This window comes from Brevibacillus ginsengisoli, from assembly GCF_050113715.1.
Taxonomy (GTDB): Bacteria; Bacillota; Bacilli; order Brevibacillales; family Brevibacillaceae; genus Brevibacillus_H; species Brevibacillus_H ginsengisoli.
Genome location: NZ_JBNJQR010000003.1, coordinates 19,954 through 42,688, shown reverse-complemented (window position 1 = coordinate 42,688; position 22,735 = coordinate 19,954). Strand labels below are relative to the sequence as shown.

Here is a 22,735-nt window from a genome sequence, read left to right as displayed (position 1 = left end):
CCTCATTCACTCCTTCACTTTCTCAACTTCCACTAAACAGTCAAAATAAGCCGCATTCGATTGAAAATTGGGGACAATGGACTGAGCGGGATTCGCAATTTGATGGGTCAGGTTATTGGGATGTCCTTCAATGTAGTGTTTGACCTGCTTCGTGACCCAGCCGCCTTGATAGCAATTGGTTACCCCAGGTTTGATCCCTTCTGTCAAACGCGCTCGCACCTTCATCTCGCCCCGGTCATTAAAGATTCGTATAACATCTCCGCTCTGAATCCCACGTTTGGCGGCATCCAGTGGATTGATTTCGAGGAATCCCTCTCCGTTGTTATTGATCTCTTTTAACCACGGCAAATCACTGTATTGGGAGTGAGTTCTAAAGCGTGTGTGCGTGCTAAGAAACACCAGCGGGTATTTCTTGAACAGCGGATTGTTGGGAGATGCTTCGCAAGGTTCTTTGAAATCGCAAACCTCTTGTTCATAGGGAATCAAGCGCTCTACATAAAACTCGATCTTCCCAGATTTCGTCGGGAATTGTTTATTAAAGAATGGCACATACGGAACAGTCTCCGTATTCAGACGATAAGCCCCACTCGTCAGCTGCTCCCATGTGAGACCTCGAACCAGCGGATTTGCGTGAGGATCACCAATGTGCAGAATCTCCTTGATGTACTCGTCTGGTGTCTTGGAAAAGTATCGCCCCACTCCCATTTTTTCAGCAACCATTCGGATCGCATCAAGGTTAGACTTGGATTCCCATAACGGCTCGATAATTTTGGGCATATACTGGAGGTAGTGGTTATTTGAGCCTAGCAAATCCGTCTTCTCCAAATAGGTACAGGCTGGCAGGACGATATCAGCCATCTCCGCTGTGGCGGAAAGCACATAATCAGAGACAACCAAGAAATCAAGCTTATCCAAAGCTTTTAACACTTTGTTACGATCGGACATCTGCTGCGCGTAATTATCCACCATAAACCACGCGGCGCGAACCGGATATGGTTTATCCTCAAGCATCGCGTCACAGGCTTGCATCGGAGGCAAATAAGTAAACTGCTTGTTATCAGGAAAGAACCAGAGCGGAATATCATAGGCTGTTGATGTAAACACACCGCTAACAATCGTGACACCTCCGCCGTGTACCCCAATATTCCCCGTCAGGGCCGACATCGTAAGCAAAGCTTGATAGGTCAGGTCCCCTCGGTACCAGTGAGATAGTCCGAATCCTACCTTGATCGCAGCCGGATGGTTACCCGAATAAAGCTTAGCCAGTTGTACGATCGTTTCAGGGTCTACTTCCGTAATCTTTGCCGTATACTCCGGCGTGTATTTGGACAATGTATCCGCTAGAACTTGCATAGCAGTCCTAGCCTTCCATGTTCCAACCGCATGGGTCCCAAACAAAGCCGCTTTACCCAATGTAGGATCGTCACACTTCTTGATCTTGCCGTCTTGTTCATCCACCACAAGATACTTGTCTTCCCCACCCGCTACAATATCCTTGTGCTTGAGAAATTTTTTCGTTTCCGGATGAATGAGATAAGGCGCCACCGTATATTGACGTACATATCCCTCATCGTAGCGTCTATTCTGAATGATCCAGTTCATCATGCCATCAATTAGGGCTGTGTCCATTCCCGGCCGAATCGGCACCCATAGGTCAGCGGCTGCGGATGTTGGAGTATAGCGAGGATCGATTACAATGAGCTTCGTACCGTTTTTCCTGGCCTCGCATACAGTGCGCCAATCTGGAATAGCCGTTTCCGCCACATTATTCGCCCATAGAATAATCACCTTGGAATTGAGATAATCAGAGAATTCATGTCCATCAAACATTCCGCCGCCATTAGCCGGATTCTCCGTATCCACCAACACGTAGTTGAACCCGGCTGGACACGCGCTGTCTCCCTGATTGTCTCCAATGAAGTCCCCGGCAGAGGCCCCAATCGCACTGGCAAAACGGTAGCCTGCACCAGTCACACCTTCCAAAAGCGACAAAGAACCCGTGTAGGGGGCAATCCAGACGGACTTCTCTCCGTATTTTTTCTGGACTTTTTTCAGGTTCTCCGCAATCGTCGAAATCGCTTCCTCCCAACTGATCCGCTCCCATTCACCCGAACCACGTGGACCTACCCGACGATATGGATACTTGATTCGATTGGGACTGTACGTGTTTTGCAGTTGAGAGACACCCCGCAAGCAGATCCGCTTATGAAAATCCGGACAACTTGATCCATCGATATTGGTTTTCCATTCGGCACTTTCAATAAAAGTGGCACGATCACCAACCACGTGGACCAGATGACCACAAGCTCCATCGCAGTTATTAGAATGTCCTGTACGGAAAACCTTTTCTGTCAGCTGAGAGTTTGGTTCTGATCCGGCTTTCAGAAATTTAGCCCCAGGAATTCCTAGTCCGACTGTAGCTGCAGTTACCGCCATACCTTTTAAGAACTGGCGACGCTTCATCTTCAGCATAAATATCCTCCCTGTTTGAATGAATAGTATTACGAGGAAGATATTTCGCTTATGGCATATCTTTTTACCTATGTAGAAATCACAAGAAAAAGGAGTCTTCGTTGTCGAAAACTCCATTGGGTCTTTTCCTTATGATTGATTACATGGATTCCCCTCCCAGCCGCAGCACTTCAAGGGCAATATAAAGATTGCACAAATGATCGACTCGATGTAAATCCAGATTGGTTAGTTGCTCGATCTTTTTTAATCTGTTGCGCAACGTGTTCTCATGAATAAACAGTTCGCGCGCACACTCCGGTATCTGTAGACGAGCTTTAAAATACGCCATTAACGTATCTTGCAAGCCGGCTTCTGTTTCTCGATCATAATCAGATAATTTACCGAGAACCCGTTGGGCAAACTCCTGAAGTTCTTGTGCTGGTTGGCTAAATACAAACTTCAGCACGCCGATTTCATCAAAAAAGCACGGAAAACGATAAGCGAACGCTTTCCCTAATTCCAAAGCCATTTTCGCTTCCTGATACACTTTGTATACTCCATCAATCGAATCTGCAAAAGTCCCCACACCTACTTCCAGTTCGCCAACCCCACTTTGCCTAGCAGACTCCATCAGCTTCTCCAGGAACTTGCTCATGAGTAATGTATTTTTACGCTTATCTGATTCAAACAATGGAACTAGGATTAAAATTTGACCATTTTGGACAATTGTAAGAGGGATTCTCATTTTATTTCCATTACTTCTCCAAGCGATGCTAACGGCATGATCAATCCATGGTTTTATTTCCACTTCTCGTTGGTTTTCCGCACTAACGAAACCAGTTCCCTCTGCTACAACTAAAGCCCAAGCTCCACCAAGATCCCAATTCCAAAACTTGGCCTTATGAAGGATGGCTCGCCTGGAATCAAAATTGTTGTACAAGATATCCCGTAAAAACTCTGTTTGGTAGCGTTCTTCCTCCTGCTGAAACCGCCCCTTCTCTTCAAGCGCAAGCATGACAGTCAGTGCCGATTCCCACAGATACTGTTGATCTTCATCGCTTAGATCAGGTTCACCCAATACATAGAGATAACCGGCAAGATGACTCCCTGAAGACAGGGGAACTGCTAAATACTCCGTTATCACGCTCGCTGAACTACTATCAAACCATTGCCCGCGAATAATTGGGAGCCTGTCGCCATTTAACAGATTCCAATTGTTTGCATCCTGATACTCTGGAAGTGTTGGGCAAAATTCCTCCAATTCAATTCCTGATCCCATTGAATCGTGAAGCGTTAACACTCGACCGGTAGCACTCACTATAAGTACGACACGGCCCAGTCTACTCGCCACCTTGCGCGCATAGTAAGGAAGATCCCGATTGTTTAGTAACGCTGACAGCCATTCTTGTCGAATGCTGATCTCAGTCCTCATTTTCATAGCTTCCCCCCTGTTTCAACCCTTCCTTGCTACGCCGCATTTGACGGCCAACCCTTAACGGATAGTACCGCACGGAGGGTCTGGTTAATTGAACTCTGGGAACATTGGGTAACCTGCGTACCCACTCTGGATTCTCTTTAAAGTTGTCAGGCAACTCAATGAGCATCAGAGCGTTGACCGGACAAGCCCCTACACAATAGGCTTCTTTTCCCTCATCCAATCTGTCGTAACAAAAATCGCATTTATAAATCTGTCCTGACTCTTGATCACGAACCGGAGCCTCGAATGGGCACCCATGCAAACACACCGAACATTTTGTACATTTATCGGTTGCCAGGATCACGATTCCGTCCCGTCGCTTGCGGATGGCTTGCTCTGGACACAGACGCATACACTCTGGGTTCTGGCATTGATGGCAGGCAGATGATAAAAAATATTTCGTCCATTGACCATTTAGTTTAAGTTCAACCTCGTTTACCTTACGTAGAAATACTCCCTTGGGCAAATTCCGGTTCGTTGCACAGGACATCTGACAAGCACGGCATCCTAGGCACTTATTCGGGTCAAACAAAAAGGTTTTTTCAGCCATGCCCTACGCTCCTCGTAATATTGACATAGCAGGACTGAAAGGAGAGACCTGGAACACCACTGCTCAACGTACCCAAATCCGCTTCCCTAAAATCCAACAACGAGTTCACCACTTTGTTTTCCTCATTCGTCATCCCCACATATACCACTAGCACATCATAGGGTACAGAATACGTGTATAAGACAGGCAGCCGAATTTCACCCAGTGCATTATACACGCAAGCTACCCGCCCTTCCTCAATTCCCTTGGCTAATGCCGTGTGCGGATGAATGAGCAGCTTCGACCCTTCTCCTGTCAATAATTTAGATAAGTGTGGGAATTGAGAATTCAAACTGGCATAACTGCGCACACTCAATAGCTGCAACGGATATGCTGATGTCGACTTCTGAACCTGAGCGGGAATTGGGATTTCGGGAACACCTAGACTCTTTGCCCGTTCTGAATAAAATTCATATTTCCCAGAGGGAGTTAAAAAGCGATGATCCTTCCACGGAACATCAGGAAAATCGAGTTGTACCTGATGAATGGCAAGCTCTCGATAGTGCTTAATCCCCCACCCAGAGTAGTAAGGCTCCAATACTAAATCTAGCCAGCCATGTGGTTCAAGCTCTGTCGGAAACGTACTGAAGCCCGGATACCGTTCGTTCAGCATTCTGGCTAGTTCACGGACAATCCAATAATCCGTCCTGCTTTCCCCTGCTGGCTCCATCGCTTTCTGATTGATAGCGACCCCATAATGCCAATTGGAGATCACAACATCCTCATATTCAAAAAATGTCGATACGGGCAGAAAAAAGTCTGCTTGTCCAGCGGTTGCCGTCATTCTCTGGTCCGTAACCACAATGGTCTCAATCTGTTGAAAAACCTTGCGTATGCTTTTACTCTCAGGATCTTGAGCGATCGGGTTTCGGCCACTTACCCACAATAATCGTACGGGAGGAGTCAAACTTGCTAATTCCTTATTTCTCCCGGTACCGATACGTCGATGTCCCTCTATTCCACTTGGATTCACCCAACCCTTGGAACCGGGGGGAGGTGTTATACCAGAATAATTGCCCACCTGCGGGGCTATTTCAGATACCGCATAGTGAACATTCCCACCTGAAATACCGATATTTCCCGTTAGAGCTGCCAAGCTATCAATGATCCGGAAATTCTGACCACCGGAAGGATGATGCTGGGCGCCGATTCCCAGCCAGATTGTGGATGGCTTAACCCCTGCGTAAAGACGAGCCAATTCGCGGATGTCTTGCTCCTCGAGACCGCATCCTTCTGTAATTTCCTTCCATTCAACTGTTAACAGATACGTTCGGTAAGGTTCCCATCCCAAAGTTGCTTCTTTCAGAAACGTATCATCCGTAAGCCCTTCAAGAACAATTGTCTTGGCCATCCCAAGCGCAAGATAGCCATCACCACCTGGCTTAACCTCTACATACAAGTCGCTTCGGGCTGCTGTCGCTGTGTACTGTGGGTCGATTACCACGATCTTGGCTCCGCGTGCCCTGGCTTCATAGACATAACGCATCTGATGGGATGCTGTCCATGCGGGGTTCGCTCCCCAAATCAGGATAAGGCGGGAATTGACCATGTCTTCAGGACGAGGCTTTCGACTAGCCCCATAACTTAAAATCAAAGCATCAATACCAGCCGAATCACAAGGGGTTCCAACCATGAAAGTGACATAACCAATGCTGCGAAAGAATGCTTCAACCGCTCCGTTTAGAACCCCGGTATTTCCTAAATACTTATTGAGACAAACTGGCAAAAGAGTCTTCTCTTCTGTTTTGATTTTTATTAACCGATCAGCTATCTCTCCCAGCGCTTCCTCCCATGAAAGTCTCTTCCAGTTCCCTGATCCTCTACCTGTTTGTTTCATGGGATATAGGACCCTGTCCGCAGATTCTTGTAGATGATGATAGGCATACCCTTTGGCACATAGGGCTCCATGCGTGTATGTATCCTTCGGGAACCCTGTTAGTTCAACAATTTTCCCTTGATTTACTACGGTTCTGATACGACAAGATCCAAAACAGTCTCTTGGACAAACATTGGAAAAGCTCTTCGTCAAGACATTCCCCTCCTACACGCCTGTACGTTCATGAACTGACCCGAACCTTCCCCGTTTTGTACATGAGACACAAGTCATACCGTCCTGACTCAAACTTTCAAAAGTCGATCCACATTGCTCACATACTTTTTTTGCTGTTAGCAGGATCGTATCTTTTTTGGGCAAAATTCCTAGAGTGACAGAAATTGCCTTTTCGGGACATATCTCTGCACAAAGGTTGCATTTGGTACATTGGCTAGGTTGCAACAACATTTTTCCATCCTCAATCTTTATACAATGGGTTGGACATAAAAATGTGCAGGCTCCACATATCGAGCATGTCTCTTGATTGACCTCAATACTTGCAAATTGAAAATCTGGATAATGATGAAGCAGATTCAAGTCTTCCTGATTAAAGCGAAATTGAGCGGGCATTATTTCTTTGAGCAGTGATTGACTTTCTTCTTTCCAGAAAAAAAACAGCTCTCTGCGTGTATACGTGACTTCTTCCTGCGTCAGCTGCTTCTCGACCACACGAAAAGGAGTCTCCCCCAACTTTTCCAGCGATTCATTCGTCTTGCTTAACACGTCTTTCCACTTTTCATTCAATTGTTTGCCAGCGGTTGTTATAGCCTTGATCCCTTTTTTATAGTGAACCAGCAATTCCTTCTCTGTTGGTACGTACTCATCCGAATAAACAAGGTGTTCTCCTATCCGATTTCTTTTCGGATAAATACCTTTAATAGCCTGCACTGGACAAGAAACCAGACATTCGCCGCAATCATTACAGAGGTTGCGATCTATTGCTACTTGTCCTTCATGTAGTAAAAGAGCTTGTTTGGAACAGGCAGAAAGGCATTGATCACAACGGGAATGCGGACTTTTTTTTCGTGTGCAAGCCTTCGAAATTGTAACTTCATAATCAAGACTCTCTATCCATCGACTAAATATCCCCATCATTCACACCTCATCGCATGTGTATCTCCAATATCGGTTGGATTAAAACGATAATTCACATGGAATCATTATACAAATTTCCCATTTGGTATTTGTAACTCCAAATAGGCAGATATTATTACGGTTCTGTGAATTTGATGACGTAGCCAAGGCTCCCATCTCCGAATTTACAAACATACGTTCTTTGTTTTATAATCAGTATGTGGGGAATAATGGTAGTGATCTTTCAAAGATTTAGTCGCCTTTCTACCCATTAAGAAATCTAAGGAGCTGATTCTGCATGACGTTGCGTTTGATCCCTTATTTAATGATGAACGGAAATGCCAAGGAAGCAATTCAGTTTTATGAGCAAGCATTAGGCGCCAAAGTTTTGTTCCAACAAAGCTTCGGTGAAATGCCGCCAAACCCTGATTTTCCGTTACCAGAAGCAGCAAAAGATCTTGTATCACACGCCTCGCTAAAAATCGGCGAATCGGACCTCATGTTTTCTGATACGTTCCCGGGTCAAACACTCCAAAGCGGAGATCAAGTGACCATCTGTATTACTATGAATGATGCGAATCAGGCTAAACAGATTTTTGAAGCCTTACAGCCAGGTGGACAAGTAAAGATGCCTTTGCAAGAAACCTTCTTTAGCCCTGGTTATGGAATTGTTACGGACAAGTTTGGTGTAACCTTCCAAATTTTCACCGAGGGTCATAAATAAACGAGACGACTTCACTCTATCTAGCTAAAAAAAGACGGCTCTGTTGCATCGATTGCAACAGAGCCGTTACTCAACTAATGATAACCCCAAATACGAATCTTCATTGAGCAATGATAATCTCATCTCTTCAAGATAGTTTCGCTGTGACTCAGTGAACGGATGGTTACCTGAAAATTCCCAATGATACACGTATGAGAAAAGATGCCTGTAGTTAATAAATTGATCAATTTGCGAAACGATTTCTATATTCGAATTTTCTTTAAAATACCCGTCCATAAACGAATGGAAAAAACGTTTCGCGAATTCCATCCTCACTTTTCCCTTTTTCATTGTTTGCGCCGAATGATAAATGGCGATGGCTATGTCGTAAGCAAACCAATGGTATTCACTGTCGCCAAAATCAATAATGGATATTTCCCCTTCTTGATACAGCAAGTTTTGATGGTGCAAATCCCCATGAATCAGCCCAAAAGTGCCCTCAGATACTGAAAGATGCCTGAACCCCGCTTGATACTTCTTCCACCTTTTCAGTAACGCGGGTTCTAATGAGCAAATCTCCTTATTGAATAATGGATGCTTAAACCATTGCGGGCGTTGGTTGATTGGCTTATATGCTGTGGCTAGGGAGTGCATTTTCCCCATGACCTGTCCCCATTTGTTAAATAAATCGTTGTTCCACAACTCCTTGTTTTCAACACTGACATGAAACCCGGGTAACTTTTCAAAAGCAATCAAGATATGGTGTTCCGAGATTTCCTTCACTTCATGTTTTTCGTTAAACCGTACGGGTTTAGCGACCCGAAAACCATTTTCAAGTAAATACTCCATCCATTCTACTTCTGATCGAATCGTCTCGATGATCCCGGGTGATTGATCCAAGAGCTTGATCACGATGGGTCTACCACAATTGATCTCCCATACATTGTTGTGATAACCCCCGAGAAGTTTGATTTCTGACTCTTTGCAACCAAATTGGTCACATATCTGATCCAGTACACTATCCTTCAAGATTTTCTTCCCTCCAGTTCTTGCTCAATAAAAAAAGAGCAGGCCAGCTCATCTGTATGGCTGCTGCTCTTTCTTTCGCTGATCTATATCGTTTTCTTTATACTAGAACGGAAACGGAAACTCCTAGAAGCGTGCTGATCACTGGAGGATATACCTTAGGCGCGCTGTATAAGTGCCAGGTGCCATCTTCCGCTTGACCAATCAAACCAGCAAGCATCCAATCTGTATCCAGGACTGAATCTACCCCTTCACCGATGGCGAGATCGATGGTTTGTCCATCCGCAAGCTTAACTTGCAAAAGTTGGTCTTGCTTCGCTAGTACAAGCATGTGTGTCTCTTCCACGTTTTGTGGAGAGAGCGTTCGCTCATGCAGGTTTTGAGAAGCTTCTTTCGCCAGAGTAGACAATAATTTATACGCTTCCGGCAAATCTTCCTTCATATCGCCTAACAACGGTTGGAGCTTGTTGCTCAGATTGGTTGCATATTGTTTATCCACCCATTTGAAGAACGCTGAAAGAACAGAAAGCAGATTGGCAGCCAATGTCTTGGTTAACGAATCACTGCGCTCGGTAACATCCTGGACAAGGAAATAAGCTACCTCTTCTCTTCTTAACTGGTCCCAGGTAAATTCCGGACCAAATGCGCTTCTTACAAATGAACGGAACAGATTCATCGCTTCGTCGTATTTCTTAATGGTTGCGTCCGATTTGCCACCTGTCACTTCAGAAACGAACAAGGCGATATCATCAAGCTGCTTCGATTGAACGGTGTAGGAGCTGTCCGGCAACCCTTGTACCAATGGACGATTCAACAGATTTTGAATATGAACGGATTGAACCGGAAGAGCTAGGCTCGGTCTTAGCATCTCCACTCGCATAAAGCGGGCAGCACCAACACCTAATCGCGCCTCATCCTCCATTTTATCAACCTGATGCTCCACTCTGTCACGCAACTCCGCAACATTGGCGGCGGCAGCCAACAATGGAGGCAGGTTTTTGATTTCCGGATGTGGACTCACTAACCATTTCTCGGCAAAATACGTTTGCACCGCCCATTGAAGGACCTTCTTCGGAAGGGTAGGTTGGCTAGTGATAAAGATCGTTCCTCTGCCTAATTTGGAACCTGTCGAGGTAAGCTTGGCAATCTCTTCGACTGACCCGTGATTCTCGAGCTGAAGAAGAACCTCAACATCCTGAATCTGATCTTCAAATCCTTCTATCCAGACTTGACCATTCACGATTAATACCTCGCCTAACACTTCATGGAGCTCAAGCAATGTGTTATTCAAGGAGCGGAACAGAAATTCTTCCTTGCGAGACGAATATACCCAAATCTCTTCCGAATCATTGCGTTTCTTCATCTCAAAAGACGGCTGTTTCTCCAGAATCTTGCGCAACTGCTCGGTCTCTATATTGGTATAAACACGACGAACCAGACGATCCTGAAGTTTCGGCTGGGTATTCATTCTGCTTGGCTTGCTTTGCAAAATGAGACCATACAAATCGAGTGTATGCGCGCGAAGATCAGTCTTCTGCCCATCTGCGACGGTCAGATTGTGCCCACTCAACCAATCAAAAAGCGCAGGCTTAATACCAGGTTGTACAATCAAACTACCTGAGAAGAGCAGATCGCGTACACCCAATGGCAATAGTCGTCCAATAATGAGTTGTCCGTTCTCGGGGCCAAATACATTTGCGCCAATAATTCGATGCTCTTCTTTGGTCAGCAGATTATGTGCTTTTACTATTTCTTCTTCTACTTCATCAATCTCATAGATCCCAAGAGAAAGTTCAAGGAAGGTTTGCTGTACCGTTCGATCCATGCGCTTGCCATACTGTTTGACGAAGTCTTGAATCAAGGTGGATTTTCCTCGATTGACATCAAACACGAACCAGTTCAGAAAATGAACGTCCCACAAATCGTTATTTGTCTCTTCAATCGTTAAACCAGTGGAGTCAGAAAACCGTTCTCTGGCCTGATCCATCTCTTCCTTGGATAATTGCGTAGAGATGTAACCATTAAAGCGCTCAATCCAATTCATGTACTCATGACGCAATTTTTGTTCCCTCGAGCCCTGCAATTGGGTGATAGGAGTAACAATGCCGCAACATTTTTTATATTTTTTTCCGCTTCCGCACGGACAAAGTTCATTTCTACCGACTGACATGGGGGTTGAATCTCCTTTCATCCCAGCGCGGTATGCGCGGGGCAATTCATCCCACTATATATACCGCATTTAACAAGTATTATTCAAGTTTTTCCTTTTTCCATATTCATTCAATCGATCTTCATATCCGCTAAAGGTTCCCAATGCTCGATGAAAACCTCCAGCTTTTGAACTCGTTGTTCAATCCGTTGCTTTTCCATAATGCAAGTCGATATCGCTTGAAGCTGATTGGTCGCAAACAATTCAACAACCTCCTGCTCCATTTGAACAAGGCGTAACCGATACATCTGGACAACTTCACGCAATAAATTGAACCGTTCCTCCAGTTGGATAGAGATCTCTAGCGTGGTCATTGTTGTTCAAATTGGGCAAGTACTTGGCCCAAGCCAACTACTGTTTGTTCATTCTTATGTTTCTCTTTCATCAGCACTTCAATCGCTTGAATGTTGCTTTCTTGGAAGTGGTTGATAACTTCCTGTGACATTTGATGATTGCGCGCTTCCAAAATTGCCAATGCTTGACGGAGATGTTGAGATACTTCCTGTTTAACAGAAGCATTTACTTGTTGTTGAGTCATATTCATATCGGATTCCTCCTTGGTTGTCATTGATTCTGTTTCTAGTTCAACTACCGTCATTGCAGCAGCGATTTCTTGCAGGGCATCAACTTCCGAGTGGACAACTGTTGCAACCTGCACTTCTTCAAAAATCGTTTCGGGATCAATCAGCGTATCCTTTTCTTGATCCTGCACTTGTTCGACTGATTGCTTCAGGTCCGCATTCAGGTAGAGATTTTCTCCTGAAACAACAAAACGGTCATCTTGTTCAGGCACGAAAATATGCTCCTTAAAAGCAAGCCCCAGTTCCTGTTCAGCCATTATTGGGACATTCCGCAAGGCCGTACGATCGATTGCTGTCTTCACCATCCAGGTATATACCTGATCGTTCATTACTTGCCACTCCGCTAAATACCAACGGGAATCTCCAGCGTATTGAACAAAACGAGGGTCTTTTTCCAAAATAAGCAGTCTGGCAGCCTGATTCCAAGAAAATGTCGTCTGTCTGCGGACTTCCCGCAAAATTTGTTCCATTGACTTAGGGGCGTGTGATTCACGTACATATCGATAGGCGAGGTCGAAAAGTTGATGTGGTTGGTATGTAAGCTCAATGATAGCTTCCGAACTACCTACGCGTACCGGACTTTCCGGCAACGATAACGTTTCATTCAAAACACGTTCACTCGTAGTTGGTTCTCCTATTTGCTCAAGCCATTGGTTTAAGCGATCGATGATTTCATCTTTTGGAAGTGAACGCTCCCCTAGCCGAAAAACCTTCTTGATGTAGCTTGCTGGCGTATAGGTTGGCCGTTTCATGAACATTCTCCTTCTTTAACTAACCAGTACTTTTCCGTAGAGGCGGAATAACCTAGATATTCTACATAAATAAAAAAAATCCTACAACCATAAGATTTTTTTAGCAGATAGAGAGCAAAAAATCCCTAGCGTGTAAACAGCAAAGGAATAACCTTCACTCGTTTACTACGAAGGGATTTATTTTACCACAAGTTTAATAACCTCTCCAAATCTTTCTTTTGAGCGCTGGTGAATAGGTCCACTCTTCCTCTGCCGCCTCGCCTTGAGAGAGCGTCTGTCCCGTAGCATTCATCTTGCTGTCGATCTGATCAAGGTAGTGAAACAGGATGGCTGTCGGTGTTTTCCCTGAAACCGCACTTCCCCAACCAAACTCCGTGTCCCCATGATGGCTGAGAATACAATGCTTGAGGTGCAACACTTCTGGATTGTCACTCTCGATTCCAAGCACCCGGCAGGCGTCACTTACCAAATCAACTCCCATCACCAAATGCCCGATTAACTGTCCGGGAGTCGAATAATCCGGGGCGAATGGGTCCGTTAATTCATACAGCTTACCGATATCATGCAGGATGCAAGTGGACAACAGCACATCGTGGTCTACATGGGGATAGAGAGGGAGCAGTCGTCTGGCTACCTCGAGTAATGACACGATATGCTCCAGCAACCCGGAATAGTAGTTGTGGTGCATCTTCACGCCTGCCGGAAAGCTGATCAATCGGCTTTTGAGTTCCTCGCGCGTCAAGATTTCGTTAATGACGGCTCGGAGTACGGGACTCTTAAGCTCGTCCACCGCGTCCTCAAGTTTCCTCAAGAGTTCATCCAACGCGTAAGAAGATGCTGGTACCAGTGATTCAATTGCTACCTCATCTGAAGAAGAAGCCGGCCGAATCCGCGAGATGATTAGCTGCTTTTTGCCTCGATAGGATTGCACCTGAGCATCCACCTTGACAATCGACTTCACCTGAATCATAGATTTCAGTTCTTCATTTACATCCCAAATTTTCGCGGTGATACTGCCGCTAGAATCTCCCAGTTCCAAATTCATATATTCGCTTTGATTACTGGCGACGCCAATCTCCCTGTTTTTTACGAGACAAAACGATACCAACCGCTCTCCCTCGGCGTAATCACTTAAAAATCTCATCTTTCAACCGCTTCCTTTTCCCATACTTCTTCGTGACCTGTATTTTTTATAAGCGTCTGCACTGTTAATTAGCGCTTCTTCCCAAACAGCACGTCTTGTATTTTGTTCAGAACCTTCTTTCCGATCAGATTGTCCGCTGATTTAATCACGCGAGTAATCACTTCCAACAAATCATCCTGACCGTTCCAATGCTCTCGGACAATCCACTCGTCTACATCGACCAGGATTTTGCGTAAGGCATAAACAGCGAGCACGACATCATCTGTCAAACCAAGCGGCCCCAACAATGCCTCTGGGATAAAATCGATGGGTGAGATAAAGTAGGCAATGGCAATCCCGGCAATGGTCTTGGCTTGCATGGGAACACGCTTGTCCGCCAAAAGACGTGCCAACAGAACAAACAAATCAGGCGCCAGGAGAATATATTGGGCAATACTGTCCTTGACTCCCTTTTCCCGAATGTATGCTTCGATTTTTTTACGAAGCTTGTCATAAAACCGCTGATGCTCTTCCGGTATCTCAATCGGTACCAATTCTACCGGCTCTTTCTTCAAAATAGCTGGCAGATTCGCCGTTTGCTTCGTTGCCTCTTCCTGTGTGTCGCGCTTCTCGCCTTGTTGGACACTGTCTGACATGTTAATCCCTCCCGTTTGGATTTTTGATCGTTAGAGTTGAATTTTTTTGCTTGGCACTCGATAATTTGCGCACGTAGGTTAAGCCCACAATTAACAGGAGCAAACCGCCAAAGAATATCGCCAGATTCCGCGAAATCAAAGCAAATAAAGTGGGCCAACTTTCCCCCAATTGCCAGCCAATCGTCACAAACAGCACGCTCCAAAACAGTCCACCCGTGTAAGTATAGAGCATAAATGTCGGAAATGGCAGCTTGGTAATCCCTGCAAAATAGGCGGTGTACTGTCTTACTCCCGGGATGAAATATCCCATTGGCAGCGCCCACTTCCCAACTCGATTAAACCACTCTTCCGTTCGTTTGTATAACGTATAGCCTAAACCTAATCGTTTTCCATACTTCTCGATAAACGGGTACCCCAATAAACGTCCAATCCAATAGGCAGCCGTCATTGCGCTAATCGATCCCAAATAGCAAGTGAGGACAGTAGGAAAGTACAGAAGCTTTCCTCTGAAAACCAAAAAACCGGAAAAGACCAGCAGTGTCTCTTCAGGCATGGGGGCACCGATGATCCCCAGAAAAAACAAAACATACAGAGAAATGTATCCATATTGCTCGATAAAGCCGCCAAATTGCTGAACAATCTCTTGCAATGCCCTTCACCACATTTCATTACCCATTTCTTCTTACTCATTTTACCATTATTATGCCAAATGATAACCGGAAATCAAAGTAAGGCATTGCATTGACATTTTACGTTCTTAAGTGTAAATTACACATAGGTAGTAAACAGTAATAGTTACGCCTCGCGAAGGAGGGTTTCCAATGGACCAAGATATGGTGAAACCCATAAGAAGCTGGTTGACACCTTATTTACTTCTCCTGTTACGATCATGGGAGACTCATGGATACGATTTAATTCAAAAATTAAGCTTATTTGGTTTTCCCAGTGTCGATCAGGGAACCGTATATCGGACATTGCGCCAACTGGAAAAGGAAGGATTCATCACTTCTGCTTGGGACGCAGCCGATGGTGGCCCCGCACGCAGACTTTATTCAATTACCGATGCCGGGGAACAATTCTTGAAACAATGGGCAAGCGCATTAGGAGAATACAACCGAATGCTGGAGAGCTTCTTCTCTCTTTACACAGGCAAGCCCCTCAATGCAAACTCAGCTAAAGATTCTCACGATGATAATTGATTCAAACGAGTCCATTATGTGTTGGCCGATATGCCAAGAGGAGGAATCAAGATGGCAGAGCAACAACCGATTTTTGCCTTGCAGCAAGCAATGTTTGATTTGGTGGAAAAGCAGTGGTCGGCAGTAGCCAATCCCGTGGTTCAAACAGACGCGTTTGCTGATTGGATTCAAACCTATCTTCAATCAGCGGCTCACTTACAAGATTCGCTGAACAAAACGAGCAGTACATGGTTGCATTCGCTCAATCTCCCTACACGCGAAGAACTGGCACAGACAACGGAGACCGTAATTTATTTGGAGGAAAGAATCGAGAAGCTGGAAGATTCCATTGCCCAATTAACTTCACAGGATGCGCGCATCGTCTACTTGGAGCATGAATTGTCCTCCTTACGATCAGACTACACAGCTTTACAGCAAGCCTTCACTTCACTGTCAGACAAGCTTACCGCGATGACAGAGGGCAGTGTGACAGCCCAAGCCTCTACCACCACAACTACAACAAAACCAAGGAAAACAAGCCGTGCCAAAAACAACACCACTCCATCGGATTCAGCAAATTAACTATCTGCGAAGCCTCAGCCAAATCCTCACGACCTTTCAATCTGAAGGCTTCAACCATAGGACTGTCAATAACAGCGAACCGCTCCTCTCGACGAAAATCGAACTAGCGATTAAACGATTGGAGATTGCGGAATCGCCTCAGTTGGGACCTACTCCAAGAGAGTTGATTTGGCGAAAAAACAAAAGCAGATTGTACCGTTACACCAGCGGGTCTGGAGTTAATTCCATCCCGCTTTTTGTCATGTACGGATTAATCAACAAGCCCACTATCCTCGATTTGTCTGAGCAAGAAAGCTTTATCGCCTTTCTTATTCAGCAAGGGTTTACTGTTTATTTATTAGATTGGGGAAGCTTTGGCCCTGAAGATTCTTGTATCGGGATCTCAACGCTTCTGCTCCATTATCTGCCCAGGGCCATCCGAGCCATGCAAACTGTGGAAGGCCACTCTTCCTATCATCTGCTCGGATATTGCATGGGAGGCACCTTGGCGGCAATCTGGACCGCTTATGCTTCCCGACATCTGGAACGGACATTTGAACCTGCTACCCTTGCGTTGCTTGCTTCTCCTATTGATTTTGGGCAATCGGATGTAATTGACAGTTGGTTGTCCTCCGAACGTCTGAATGTAGAGGCGTGGGCCCATTCTGTAGGGAATGTGCCAGGCGAGTGGGTTACCTGGGGCAATATGTTGATGCGTCCTTATGAGAACATCTTTTTACCGTTGAAGCAGTTAATTCTTCATGGAGAAGATCCTGATTATTTTGGCAAATGGCTTGCCTTGGATAGCTGGATTCATGCATCCGTTTATTTTCCGAAGTCCGCTTTTATTGAATGGATCCGCTGTTTCTATCAAGAAAATCAGCTGATGAACGGAACGTACAGACTTGAGCAACAACCCATTCAACTAAACCAGATCACAATTCCATTGATAGCGGTCATCGCCGAAAATGACAGACTGGTCACACCCGCTCAGGCAGATCCTGTTCTTACAGCGGTATCCAGCCAGACTGTAGAACGCCTGGCAGCGCAAACAGGTCATGTAAGCCTGGTGATTAGCACTTACGCTAAAAAACAGGTATGGCCCAGACTGGTCCGTTGGCTAGAGCAACATTCATAACCCTTTTGTTTTAATCTTCCAATGGCTTGATGCCTTCTTTTTGGGTATAATGGAAATACTTATTAAATTGAACAAGGGGATTTGAAATGTGTGGATCGATACTATAAAAAAATTCAAATGGAGACATATCCATTGGAGAGCAATCTATCGTAGATTAAAGTATGAATACCTCAAACTGATCCGCTTGAAAGGTGATCCTTCCATCATTGCCAGAGGATTCTCCGTAGGGATTTTTGTTGAGTTCATCACCCTGCCTACTTTTGGTTTGGCGTTCATCTTGCTATATCCGATGAATCTGTTATTCCGCTCCAGTGTCTCCGCATCCCTGATTGGTTTTGTGATTGGCAAAATCACGCTTCCCTTGTTTATGCTCTTAAACTTCAATATCGGTAACTTGCTCATTGGTCAACCGCTACAAGATCATATCGAGAAATCACGAGGATTCATTACCATGATAAAAGAAAACCTCCTTGCTTATCTGACAGGCAGCGCCATTATGGGAGTTTTCGTATCAATCGGCAGCTACTTCCTGATTTATGCCATTCTGTTTTTATATCGTAAGAAACGTGAACGCCGTCCTTTGATACAAGGAGACGTGTAACGTAAAAAACCGGTTCCTCCTTTTATGGAAGAAACCGGTTTTTTGTCTATCTGCGGCAATTGTTCAAACGGATGGTACCGCCTTACTTGTTAAACACACCTTTTTGACGAAGGCTTTCCATGATCTCACTAACAGTGTGGTTATCATCCAGCATGCTCATAACAACATCTACTTGATCCATTTCAAGACCAGTAGCCCATAAGCTTTCACGCAATAACACATCGTTAGAACGACGGAAAAAGGATTGCAACGTGCGCAAAACGCGACCTTCGAAGCTTGCTCCAAGTAACAATTCAGTTGTAGACATTAACATCCACCTCTTACACTTCAATAATTCAATCTAAACACATACACTCTATTATGAAGGAAATCGAGACCAGAATCAATGTTTTGCAAGAAATCAATTCCCATCAGCAATTTACTGGCGATTCGCTTCCAGGATCAACTGATCGAGGTTGGATTCATGCTGCCCCATCAAGCTTGGTCCAATTTCCTCTCCTTTATACCTCAGCGTCTGAAACTCCGGCCAAATTTGCTCCTTGCTATGCCCTTGCTCAACAAGACCAAATACTAACTCTCTGACAGCCTCAACGTAGGCAACATCTTGTTCAATTCTTTTCATCATCTCGGAAAGATTCGTCGTGCAATGGCCATGCCCAGGAATCAACAGCTCAATTTCCCTAGTCTCAAGAAGTTGTTTCAGTTTCTTCAGACTGCTCAAGTAGGCTGAGCTGTCATGATAGATAAAGGGAAACTCCAAATCTGAGAGCATATCACCAGCTACCAGCACCTTCTCGTGGACAAAATAAGTAGCCATCATGTCATGTGTATGCCCCGGAGTTGGAATGAACACTACTCCATCACGATTCTCGACTGTACAGTCAGCTGTAATTTGTTGGTTCACTTGAGGAATCAGCAGCTCATGCCCCCGATCCACATAATACCTTGCGTCAAATTGCTTCGCTTTCGCAATTTGTTCTGCCAATTGATCGTCCTTGTTAATCGCCTCATGAGCGATGACCGTAGCATCAGCAAACTCTCGGTATCCGACGATATGATCCCAATCGCCATGAGTAAAGACTAACGAGATCGGACGGTTTCTTTGTATTTCAGTCACATACTGAGTAATCCGTTCTATTTCATGTGGAAAATAAGCAGGATCAAACACATAAATCCGATCCGGTCTCTCCACAATCGTTGAATTGATTTGCCAAAGACAGCTTGTGAAAACAGTAACATTAGAAAATTGTTTCATCACGCTTCTCCTAGATTTCCGGCATTGGGCGGCGCTTATGCTCAGAGATGCGATGCAGGTACTCAATTCTTTCCATAGCGCTCTCCCTGGTCTCCCCTGTGATCAGCAAACGATCCAAATCTTCATAGGTGAAGCCCATCTCTTGCTCGTCTGTTTGACCTTCCCACAAGTCAGCGGAAGGGGCTTTTGTCAAGATTGTGGATGGAACCCCCAAGTGCTTGGCAATAATGCGGATCTCATGCTTGGTCAAGCTGGCAACCGGATTAATGTCGGCTAGGCCATCCCCACCCTTGGTCATGTACCCGACGTAAATTTCACTTTTGTTGCAGGTGTCTACTACCAGGTAGCCTTTTTGGTTGGCTACTGCGTACAGAGAGGTCATCCGCAGGCGCGCTTTGGTGTTTCCTTTGGTTTTATCATCAATGGGCAAGACCTTCTCAATCTCTTCGGTCATCGCGTCATAAGCCGAATTCACGGAGATAGTAACCAAATTCAAGTCAATGGCATCCGCCAATCTTTTCGCATCTTCCGCATGAACATCAAGTGAGTACGCTGGAAGCCATACGCCGATCACGCGCTCTCTCCCCAATGCTCGTACACAAAGCGCAGCGGTTACCGCACTGTCAATACCGCCGGAAATCCCGACGACGGCACCCTTGAGCCCTTTGTCCAAAATTTCTTCACGGATAAACGCGACACGCTTATCAATATCTTGTTCCACTTGTTGTTCGTATTGAGCGAGATACTCTTGAAATTTATCCATTGGAATTCCTCCATTTCATCCAATCAATGGTATCATCCTAACATGTCGTCATCCGCTACGCAATTCTCAAGCTCAGACAGAAAAGCTCCCGTCCCAGCCACCCGACACAATTGCCGAGTTTCCTTTGAACAGAAGCTTTCCCCATGTTTATCGTAAAACTTTTTGGTTTGATACAAGCAGCATTTCTTCCAATTCCTCAACGTCACGCTCCAATTCTCGAATATCGTCCTCGAGTAATTGTTTGAGATGCCTTTTTTCACGTAAAACTTTACGCGTTTGCTCAAGACGTTGATTCATGTCGAAAACTCCCAAATACAATGCCGTTCCCTCCCTATGTAGGATTGCTCCTTCCACCTTACAAGATATGCAGCGGGAGGTCGTTGATTGACAGTCTCCAGAAAATTTTTTCTCGGCAAGCAATCGCTGACTCGTTTTTCTCCAGGCTCCGTTTTTTATCGAAGCTTGGCTAATTCTGCTCGCAGGCGCACCACTTCAGCTTGCAACGCTTGCTTCTCGATCCGGTCAATATCTCGATCCAGATCATATGCGCCATAATTGGCAGTAGAGGCAGAGCTGAACAGATCTTTGTCCTCCGTGTAGCTATAGAAGAGCGGTTCCTTCGGCATAATCAAGGCCATGAGGAAGTACAGGAGAAGCGGAATACCTGTGAACACAATCAACAAAACGACAGCTAGTCTTACCAAGGTTGAATCAACATCCATGATTCGGGCTAGTCCCCCGCAAACGCCAAATAGTTTTTTATCTGTTCTTGAACGGTACAAACGAGACATGATAATCAATCCTTTCTGATCCGTTAATCTTGATACTCTTATCCTACCGATTATCAAGTCTGCTCATAACTGGCTTGAGGGGGATTTGTCCTCCGTCTTAGGTCTGACTTGGATTAGCCTCTTACTTTTGGTTCGGTTTCGGTTGGTAGATCGGACGCGGGATGTCAAAGGTTTCACCGATAGTTCCGTACGTATGTCCAGCCAGTCGGCTAATAGGAGCAAATTGAACAATATCAATCTTTCCTTGTGAATAAAGCGCATCGTCAACATGTACATGAACCACTTCCCCGATGATCAAATCCGAGGCGGCGGGATCGCCCAACGTCACAATTTGATGCAAACGGCATTCGAAATGGACCCGTGATTCCTTCAGGCGCGGCGGTTTCACCATGTGGGAGGAAACCGGAGTAAGTCCGATCTCCTCCATTTCGCTGACACCTGCGGGATAGTCTGCCGAGCTTTGATTAACGGCTTCCACATTGCTTGCGTCCACCATATTCACGACGAATTCTCCTGTCGCCGCGATATTGTGGGCTGTATCCTTCATCACCTGGTTCGGCTTGCGCGCAACCGAAACAGAGATCATCATCGGATCGATGCAGGCGACGTTAAAATAGCTAAAAGGAGCAACATTCACCACTCCGCTCTCGTTCAACGAAGTAATCCAGGCGATTGGGCGTGGAACCACACAGCCGATTAAAAGTTTGTATTTGTCTTGTCGTTCAATCTTGCCAATCTCAATTTCCATAGGGGTGCCCCTTTCTTATTCCGTTTTCGGCAACCAACTGTACATATAGTTACCATCTTCAATTTCCAGAGCCTTGCGTGTCATTTTCAGCGGATTGAAAGTATCAAGCATGACAGCCAGCTCTTGTGTCTCTTTTTTGCCGATACTAGCTTCTATTTTACCTGGATGCGGCCCGTGCGGAATCCCCATTGGATGCAGGGTGATGGATCCTTCATAGATTCCGTTCCGACTCATAAAATTCCCCGCCACATAATACAAGACTTCATCACTCTCTACATTGCTGTGGAAGTAAGGAGCCGGTATTGCGTTCGGATGATAGTCGTAGAGGCGAGGGACAAATGAACAGATCACAAAATTACGTCCGTCAAACGTCTGATGGACAGGAGGCGGCTGATGAATGCGTCCAGTTATTGGCTCAAAATCATGGATGCTCAAGGCATAGGGATAAAGATATCCGTCCCACCCCACCACGTCTAGCGGATGGAAATCAAATTGGTAGCTGTATAAAGTATTGCCCTTTTTCACCCGAACTTCGTAATTTCCCGCTTCCGCATGCGTATCCAATCGTTCCGGCAGTCGAATGTCACGTTCACAAAATGGTGAATGTTCCAACAACTGTCCGTACTCGTTGCGATAGCGCTTGGGCGAAACGATTTCATTCTCTGATTCGATGACCAAGAATCTGGTCTTCTCAGACGAAGGAACAATTCGATAAGTCGTACCGATCGGAATGACCAGATAATCGCCTTCCCGATACGTAAGCGTGCCAAACACCGTCTGCAATTCCCCTTTACCCTCATGGACAAACAACAACTCATCTCCGTCCGCATTCCGATAAAAATACTCCATGGGTTCAGTCGGAATCGAGACGCCAAGTACCACATCCTGATTCCCCATCAGATAACGTCGTCCCATCACAGGATCTTTGCCCGCTGGCAAATCAAACGTGAGAAAATGGCGATGCTTCAACACATCAGATTCCACATACTCCAGATCAAGCTGAGCAAACTTACGCGCTTCTCGTACCTGTGTTGGCGGATTGTGGTGATAGAGGATTGATTGAATACCCGAAAAGCCTTTGGTTCCCATCACCTGTTCACGATACAACTCTCCGTTAGGTTTGTAAAAGGTCGTGTGCCGCTTTTGCGGAAGTTCACCCATTCGATGATAAAAGGCCATCTGATTT

General features: G+C 45.4%; 24 protein-coding genes. 5 read left to right on the top strand and 19 right to left on the bottom strand.

Annotated features, from left to right (window positions below; translation table 11 throughout):
- Nucleotides 1-6: 6 nt before the first annotated feature.
- The 5 genes from ACQCN2_RS07290 to ACQCN2_RS07270 form a co-directional block, all read right to left on the bottom strand.
- Nucleotides 7-2,472, bottom strand: coding sequence for a molybdopterin-containing oxidoreductase family protein (locus ACQCN2_RS07290; RefSeq protein ID WP_426928235.1), 2,466 nt, complete (start codon nucleotides 2,470-2,472; stop codon nucleotides 7-9).
- Nucleotides 2,473-2,611: 139 nt separating this feature from the next.
- On the bottom strand, nucleotides 2,612-3,889 hold the full coding sequence (locus tag ACQCN2_RS07285) for a PucR family transcriptional regulator (RefSeq protein ID WP_426928234.1): 1,278 nt from the start codon (nucleotides 3,887-3,889) through the stop codon (nucleotides 2,612-2,614).
- Nucleotides 3,873-4,478: a 4Fe-4S dicluster domain-containing protein gene (locus ACQCN2_RS07280; protein ID WP_426928233.1), complete on the bottom strand. Its 606-nt coding sequence runs from the start codon at nucleotides 4,476-4,478 to the stop codon at nucleotides 3,873-3,875. The genes ACQCN2_RS07285 and ACQCN2_RS07280 overlap by 17 nt, the downstream gene beginning before the upstream one ends.
- Entirely contained in the window at nucleotides 4,471-6,546 is a 2,076-nt protein-coding gene (locus ACQCN2_RS07275) for a molybdopterin-dependent oxidoreductase (protein WP_426928232.1), read from the bottom strand. The genes ACQCN2_RS07280 and ACQCN2_RS07275 overlap by 8 nt, the downstream gene beginning before the upstream one ends.
- Before the next feature lie 12 nt (nucleotides 6,547-6,558).
- Nucleotides 6,559-7,485, bottom strand: a complete 927-nt coding sequence (locus ACQCN2_RS07270; RefSeq protein ID WP_426928231.1) for a 4Fe-4S binding protein — start codon at nucleotides 7,483-7,485, stop codon at nucleotides 6,559-6,561.
- 277 nt (nucleotides 7,486-7,762) lie between these two features.
- On the opposite strand from ACQCN2_RS07270, the gene ACQCN2_RS07265 reads away from it, so the two are divergent.
- A complete protein-coding gene (locus tag ACQCN2_RS07265; RefSeq protein WP_426928230.1) occupies nucleotides 7,763-8,188 on the top strand; it encodes a VOC family protein in 426 nt (141 codons plus the stop codon).
- A 66-nt stretch (nucleotides 8,189-8,254) separates the two neighbouring features.
- On the opposite strand, the gene ACQCN2_RS07260 is transcribed toward ACQCN2_RS07265, so the two are convergent.
- The 7 genes from ACQCN2_RS07260 to ACQCN2_RS07230 form a co-directional block, all read right to left on the bottom strand.
- Nucleotides 8,255-9,196: a phosphotransferase enzyme family protein gene (locus ACQCN2_RS07260; RefSeq protein WP_426928229.1), complete on the bottom strand. Its 942-nt coding sequence runs from the start codon at nucleotides 9,194-9,196 to the stop codon at nucleotides 8,255-8,257.
- A 97-nt stretch (nucleotides 9,197-9,293) separates the two neighbouring features.
- Complete coding sequence (locus tag ACQCN2_RS07255; protein ID WP_426928228.1) at nucleotides 9,294-11,363, bottom strand: YecA family protein; 2,070 nt, start codon at nucleotides 11,361-11,363, stop codon at nucleotides 9,294-9,296.
- A gap of 110 nt (nucleotides 11,364-11,473) precedes the next feature.
- The gene (locus tag ACQCN2_RS07250) at nucleotides 11,474-11,668 is read right to left on the bottom strand and encodes a hypothetical protein (RefSeq protein WP_426928227.1); all 195 of its coding nucleotides are present in this window, start codon (nucleotides 11,666-11,668) and stop codon (nucleotides 11,474-11,476) included.
- A 44-nt stretch (nucleotides 11,669-11,712) separates the two neighbouring features.
- Nucleotides 11,713-12,735, bottom strand: a complete 1,023-nt coding sequence (locus ACQCN2_RS07245; RefSeq protein WP_426928226.1) for a hypothetical protein — start codon at nucleotides 12,733-12,735, stop codon at nucleotides 11,713-11,715.
- A 193-nt stretch (nucleotides 12,736-12,928) separates the two neighbouring features.
- Nucleotides 12,929-13,879, bottom strand: coding sequence for a 3'-5' exoribonuclease YhaM family protein (locus tag ACQCN2_RS07240; RefSeq protein ID WP_426928225.1), 951 nt, complete (start codon nucleotides 13,877-13,879; stop codon nucleotides 12,929-12,931).
- 68 nt (nucleotides 13,880-13,947) lie between these two features.
- On the bottom strand, nucleotides 13,948-14,514 hold the full coding sequence (locus ACQCN2_RS07235; RefSeq protein ID WP_426928224.1) for a YkvA family protein: 567 nt from the start codon (nucleotides 14,512-14,514) through the stop codon (nucleotides 13,948-13,950).
- A 1-nt stretch (nucleotide 14,515) separates the two neighbouring features.
- The gene (locus ACQCN2_RS07230) at nucleotides 14,516-15,163 is read right to left on the bottom strand and encodes a DedA family protein (protein ID WP_426928223.1); all 648 of its coding nucleotides are present in this window, start codon (nucleotides 15,161-15,163) and stop codon (nucleotides 14,516-14,518) included.
- Nucleotides 15,164-15,335: 172 nt separating this feature from the next.
- On the opposite strand from ACQCN2_RS07230, the gene phaQ reads away from it, so the two are divergent.
- The 4 genes from phaQ to ACQCN2_RS07210 all read left to right on the top strand — a co-directional run bounded on the left by phaQ (nucleotide 15,336) and on the right by ACQCN2_RS07210 (nucleotide 17,992).
- A complete protein-coding gene (phaQ, locus tag ACQCN2_RS07225; protein WP_426928222.1) occupies nucleotides 15,336-15,713 on the top strand; it encodes a poly-beta-hydroxybutyrate-responsive repressor in 378 nt (125 codons plus the stop codon).
- A 51-nt stretch (nucleotides 15,714-15,764) separates the two neighbouring features.
- Complete coding sequence (locus tag ACQCN2_RS07220) at nucleotides 15,765-16,274, top strand: hypothetical protein (protein WP_426928221.1); 510 nt, start codon at nucleotides 15,765-15,767, stop codon at nucleotides 16,272-16,274.
- Nucleotides 16,234-17,391 (top strand): hypothetical protein, encoded by a 1,158-nt coding sequence (locus tag ACQCN2_RS07215; protein WP_426928220.1) that lies wholly within the window; start codon nucleotides 16,234-16,236, stop codon nucleotides 17,389-17,391. Before ACQCN2_RS07220 ends, ACQCN2_RS07215 begins: the two co-directional genes overlap by 41 nt.
- 88 nt (nucleotides 17,392-17,479) lie before the next feature.
- The gene (locus ACQCN2_RS07210) at nucleotides 17,480-17,992 is read left to right on the top strand and encodes a DUF2062 domain-containing protein (RefSeq protein ID WP_426928219.1); all 513 of its coding nucleotides are present in this window, start codon (nucleotides 17,480-17,482) and stop codon (nucleotides 17,990-17,992) included.
- 82 nt (nucleotides 17,993-18,074) lie between these two features.
- On the opposite strand, the gene ACQCN2_RS07205 is transcribed toward ACQCN2_RS07210, so the two are convergent.
- From ACQCN2_RS07205 to ACQCN2_RS07175, 7 genes are all read right to left on the bottom strand, one after another.
- Nucleotides 18,075-18,299 (bottom strand): hypothetical protein, encoded by a 225-nt coding sequence (locus ACQCN2_RS07205; protein ID WP_426928218.1) that lies wholly within the window; start codon nucleotides 18,297-18,299, stop codon nucleotides 18,075-18,077.
- A gap of 111 nt (nucleotides 18,300-18,410) precedes the next feature.
- Nucleotides 18,411-19,247, bottom strand: a complete 837-nt coding sequence (locus tag ACQCN2_RS07200) for an MBL fold metallo-hydrolase (RefSeq protein WP_426928217.1) — start codon at nucleotides 19,245-19,247, stop codon at nucleotides 18,411-18,413.
- Nucleotides 19,248-19,257: 10 nt separating this feature from the next.
- Entirely contained in the window at nucleotides 19,258-20,010 is a 753-nt protein-coding gene (nadE, locus tag ACQCN2_RS07195; protein ID WP_426928216.1) for an NAD(+) synthase, read from the bottom strand.
- Nucleotides 20,011-20,157: 147 nt separating this feature from the next.
- On the bottom strand, nucleotides 20,158-20,307 hold the full coding sequence (locus ACQCN2_RS07190) for a hypothetical protein (RefSeq protein ID WP_426928671.1): 150 nt from the start codon (nucleotides 20,305-20,307) through the stop codon (nucleotides 20,158-20,160).
- A gap of 155 nt (nucleotides 20,308-20,462) precedes the next feature.
- Nucleotides 20,463-20,801, bottom strand: coding sequence for a PspC domain-containing protein (locus ACQCN2_RS07185; protein WP_426928215.1), 339 nt, complete (start codon nucleotides 20,799-20,801; stop codon nucleotides 20,463-20,465).
- Nucleotides 20,802-20,922: 121 nt separating this feature from the next.
- Nucleotides 20,923-21,549: a flavin reductase family protein gene (locus ACQCN2_RS07180; protein ID WP_426928214.1), complete on the bottom strand. Its 627-nt coding sequence runs from the start codon at nucleotides 21,547-21,549 to the stop codon at nucleotides 20,923-20,925.
- Between the two features lie 15 nt (nucleotides 21,550-21,564).
- On the bottom strand, nucleotides 21,565-22,728 hold the full coding sequence (locus ACQCN2_RS07175; RefSeq protein WP_426928213.1) for a homogentisate 1,2-dioxygenase: 1,164 nt from the start codon (nucleotides 22,726-22,728) through the stop codon (nucleotides 21,565-21,567).
- Nucleotides 22,729-22,735: the final 7 nt, after the last annotated feature.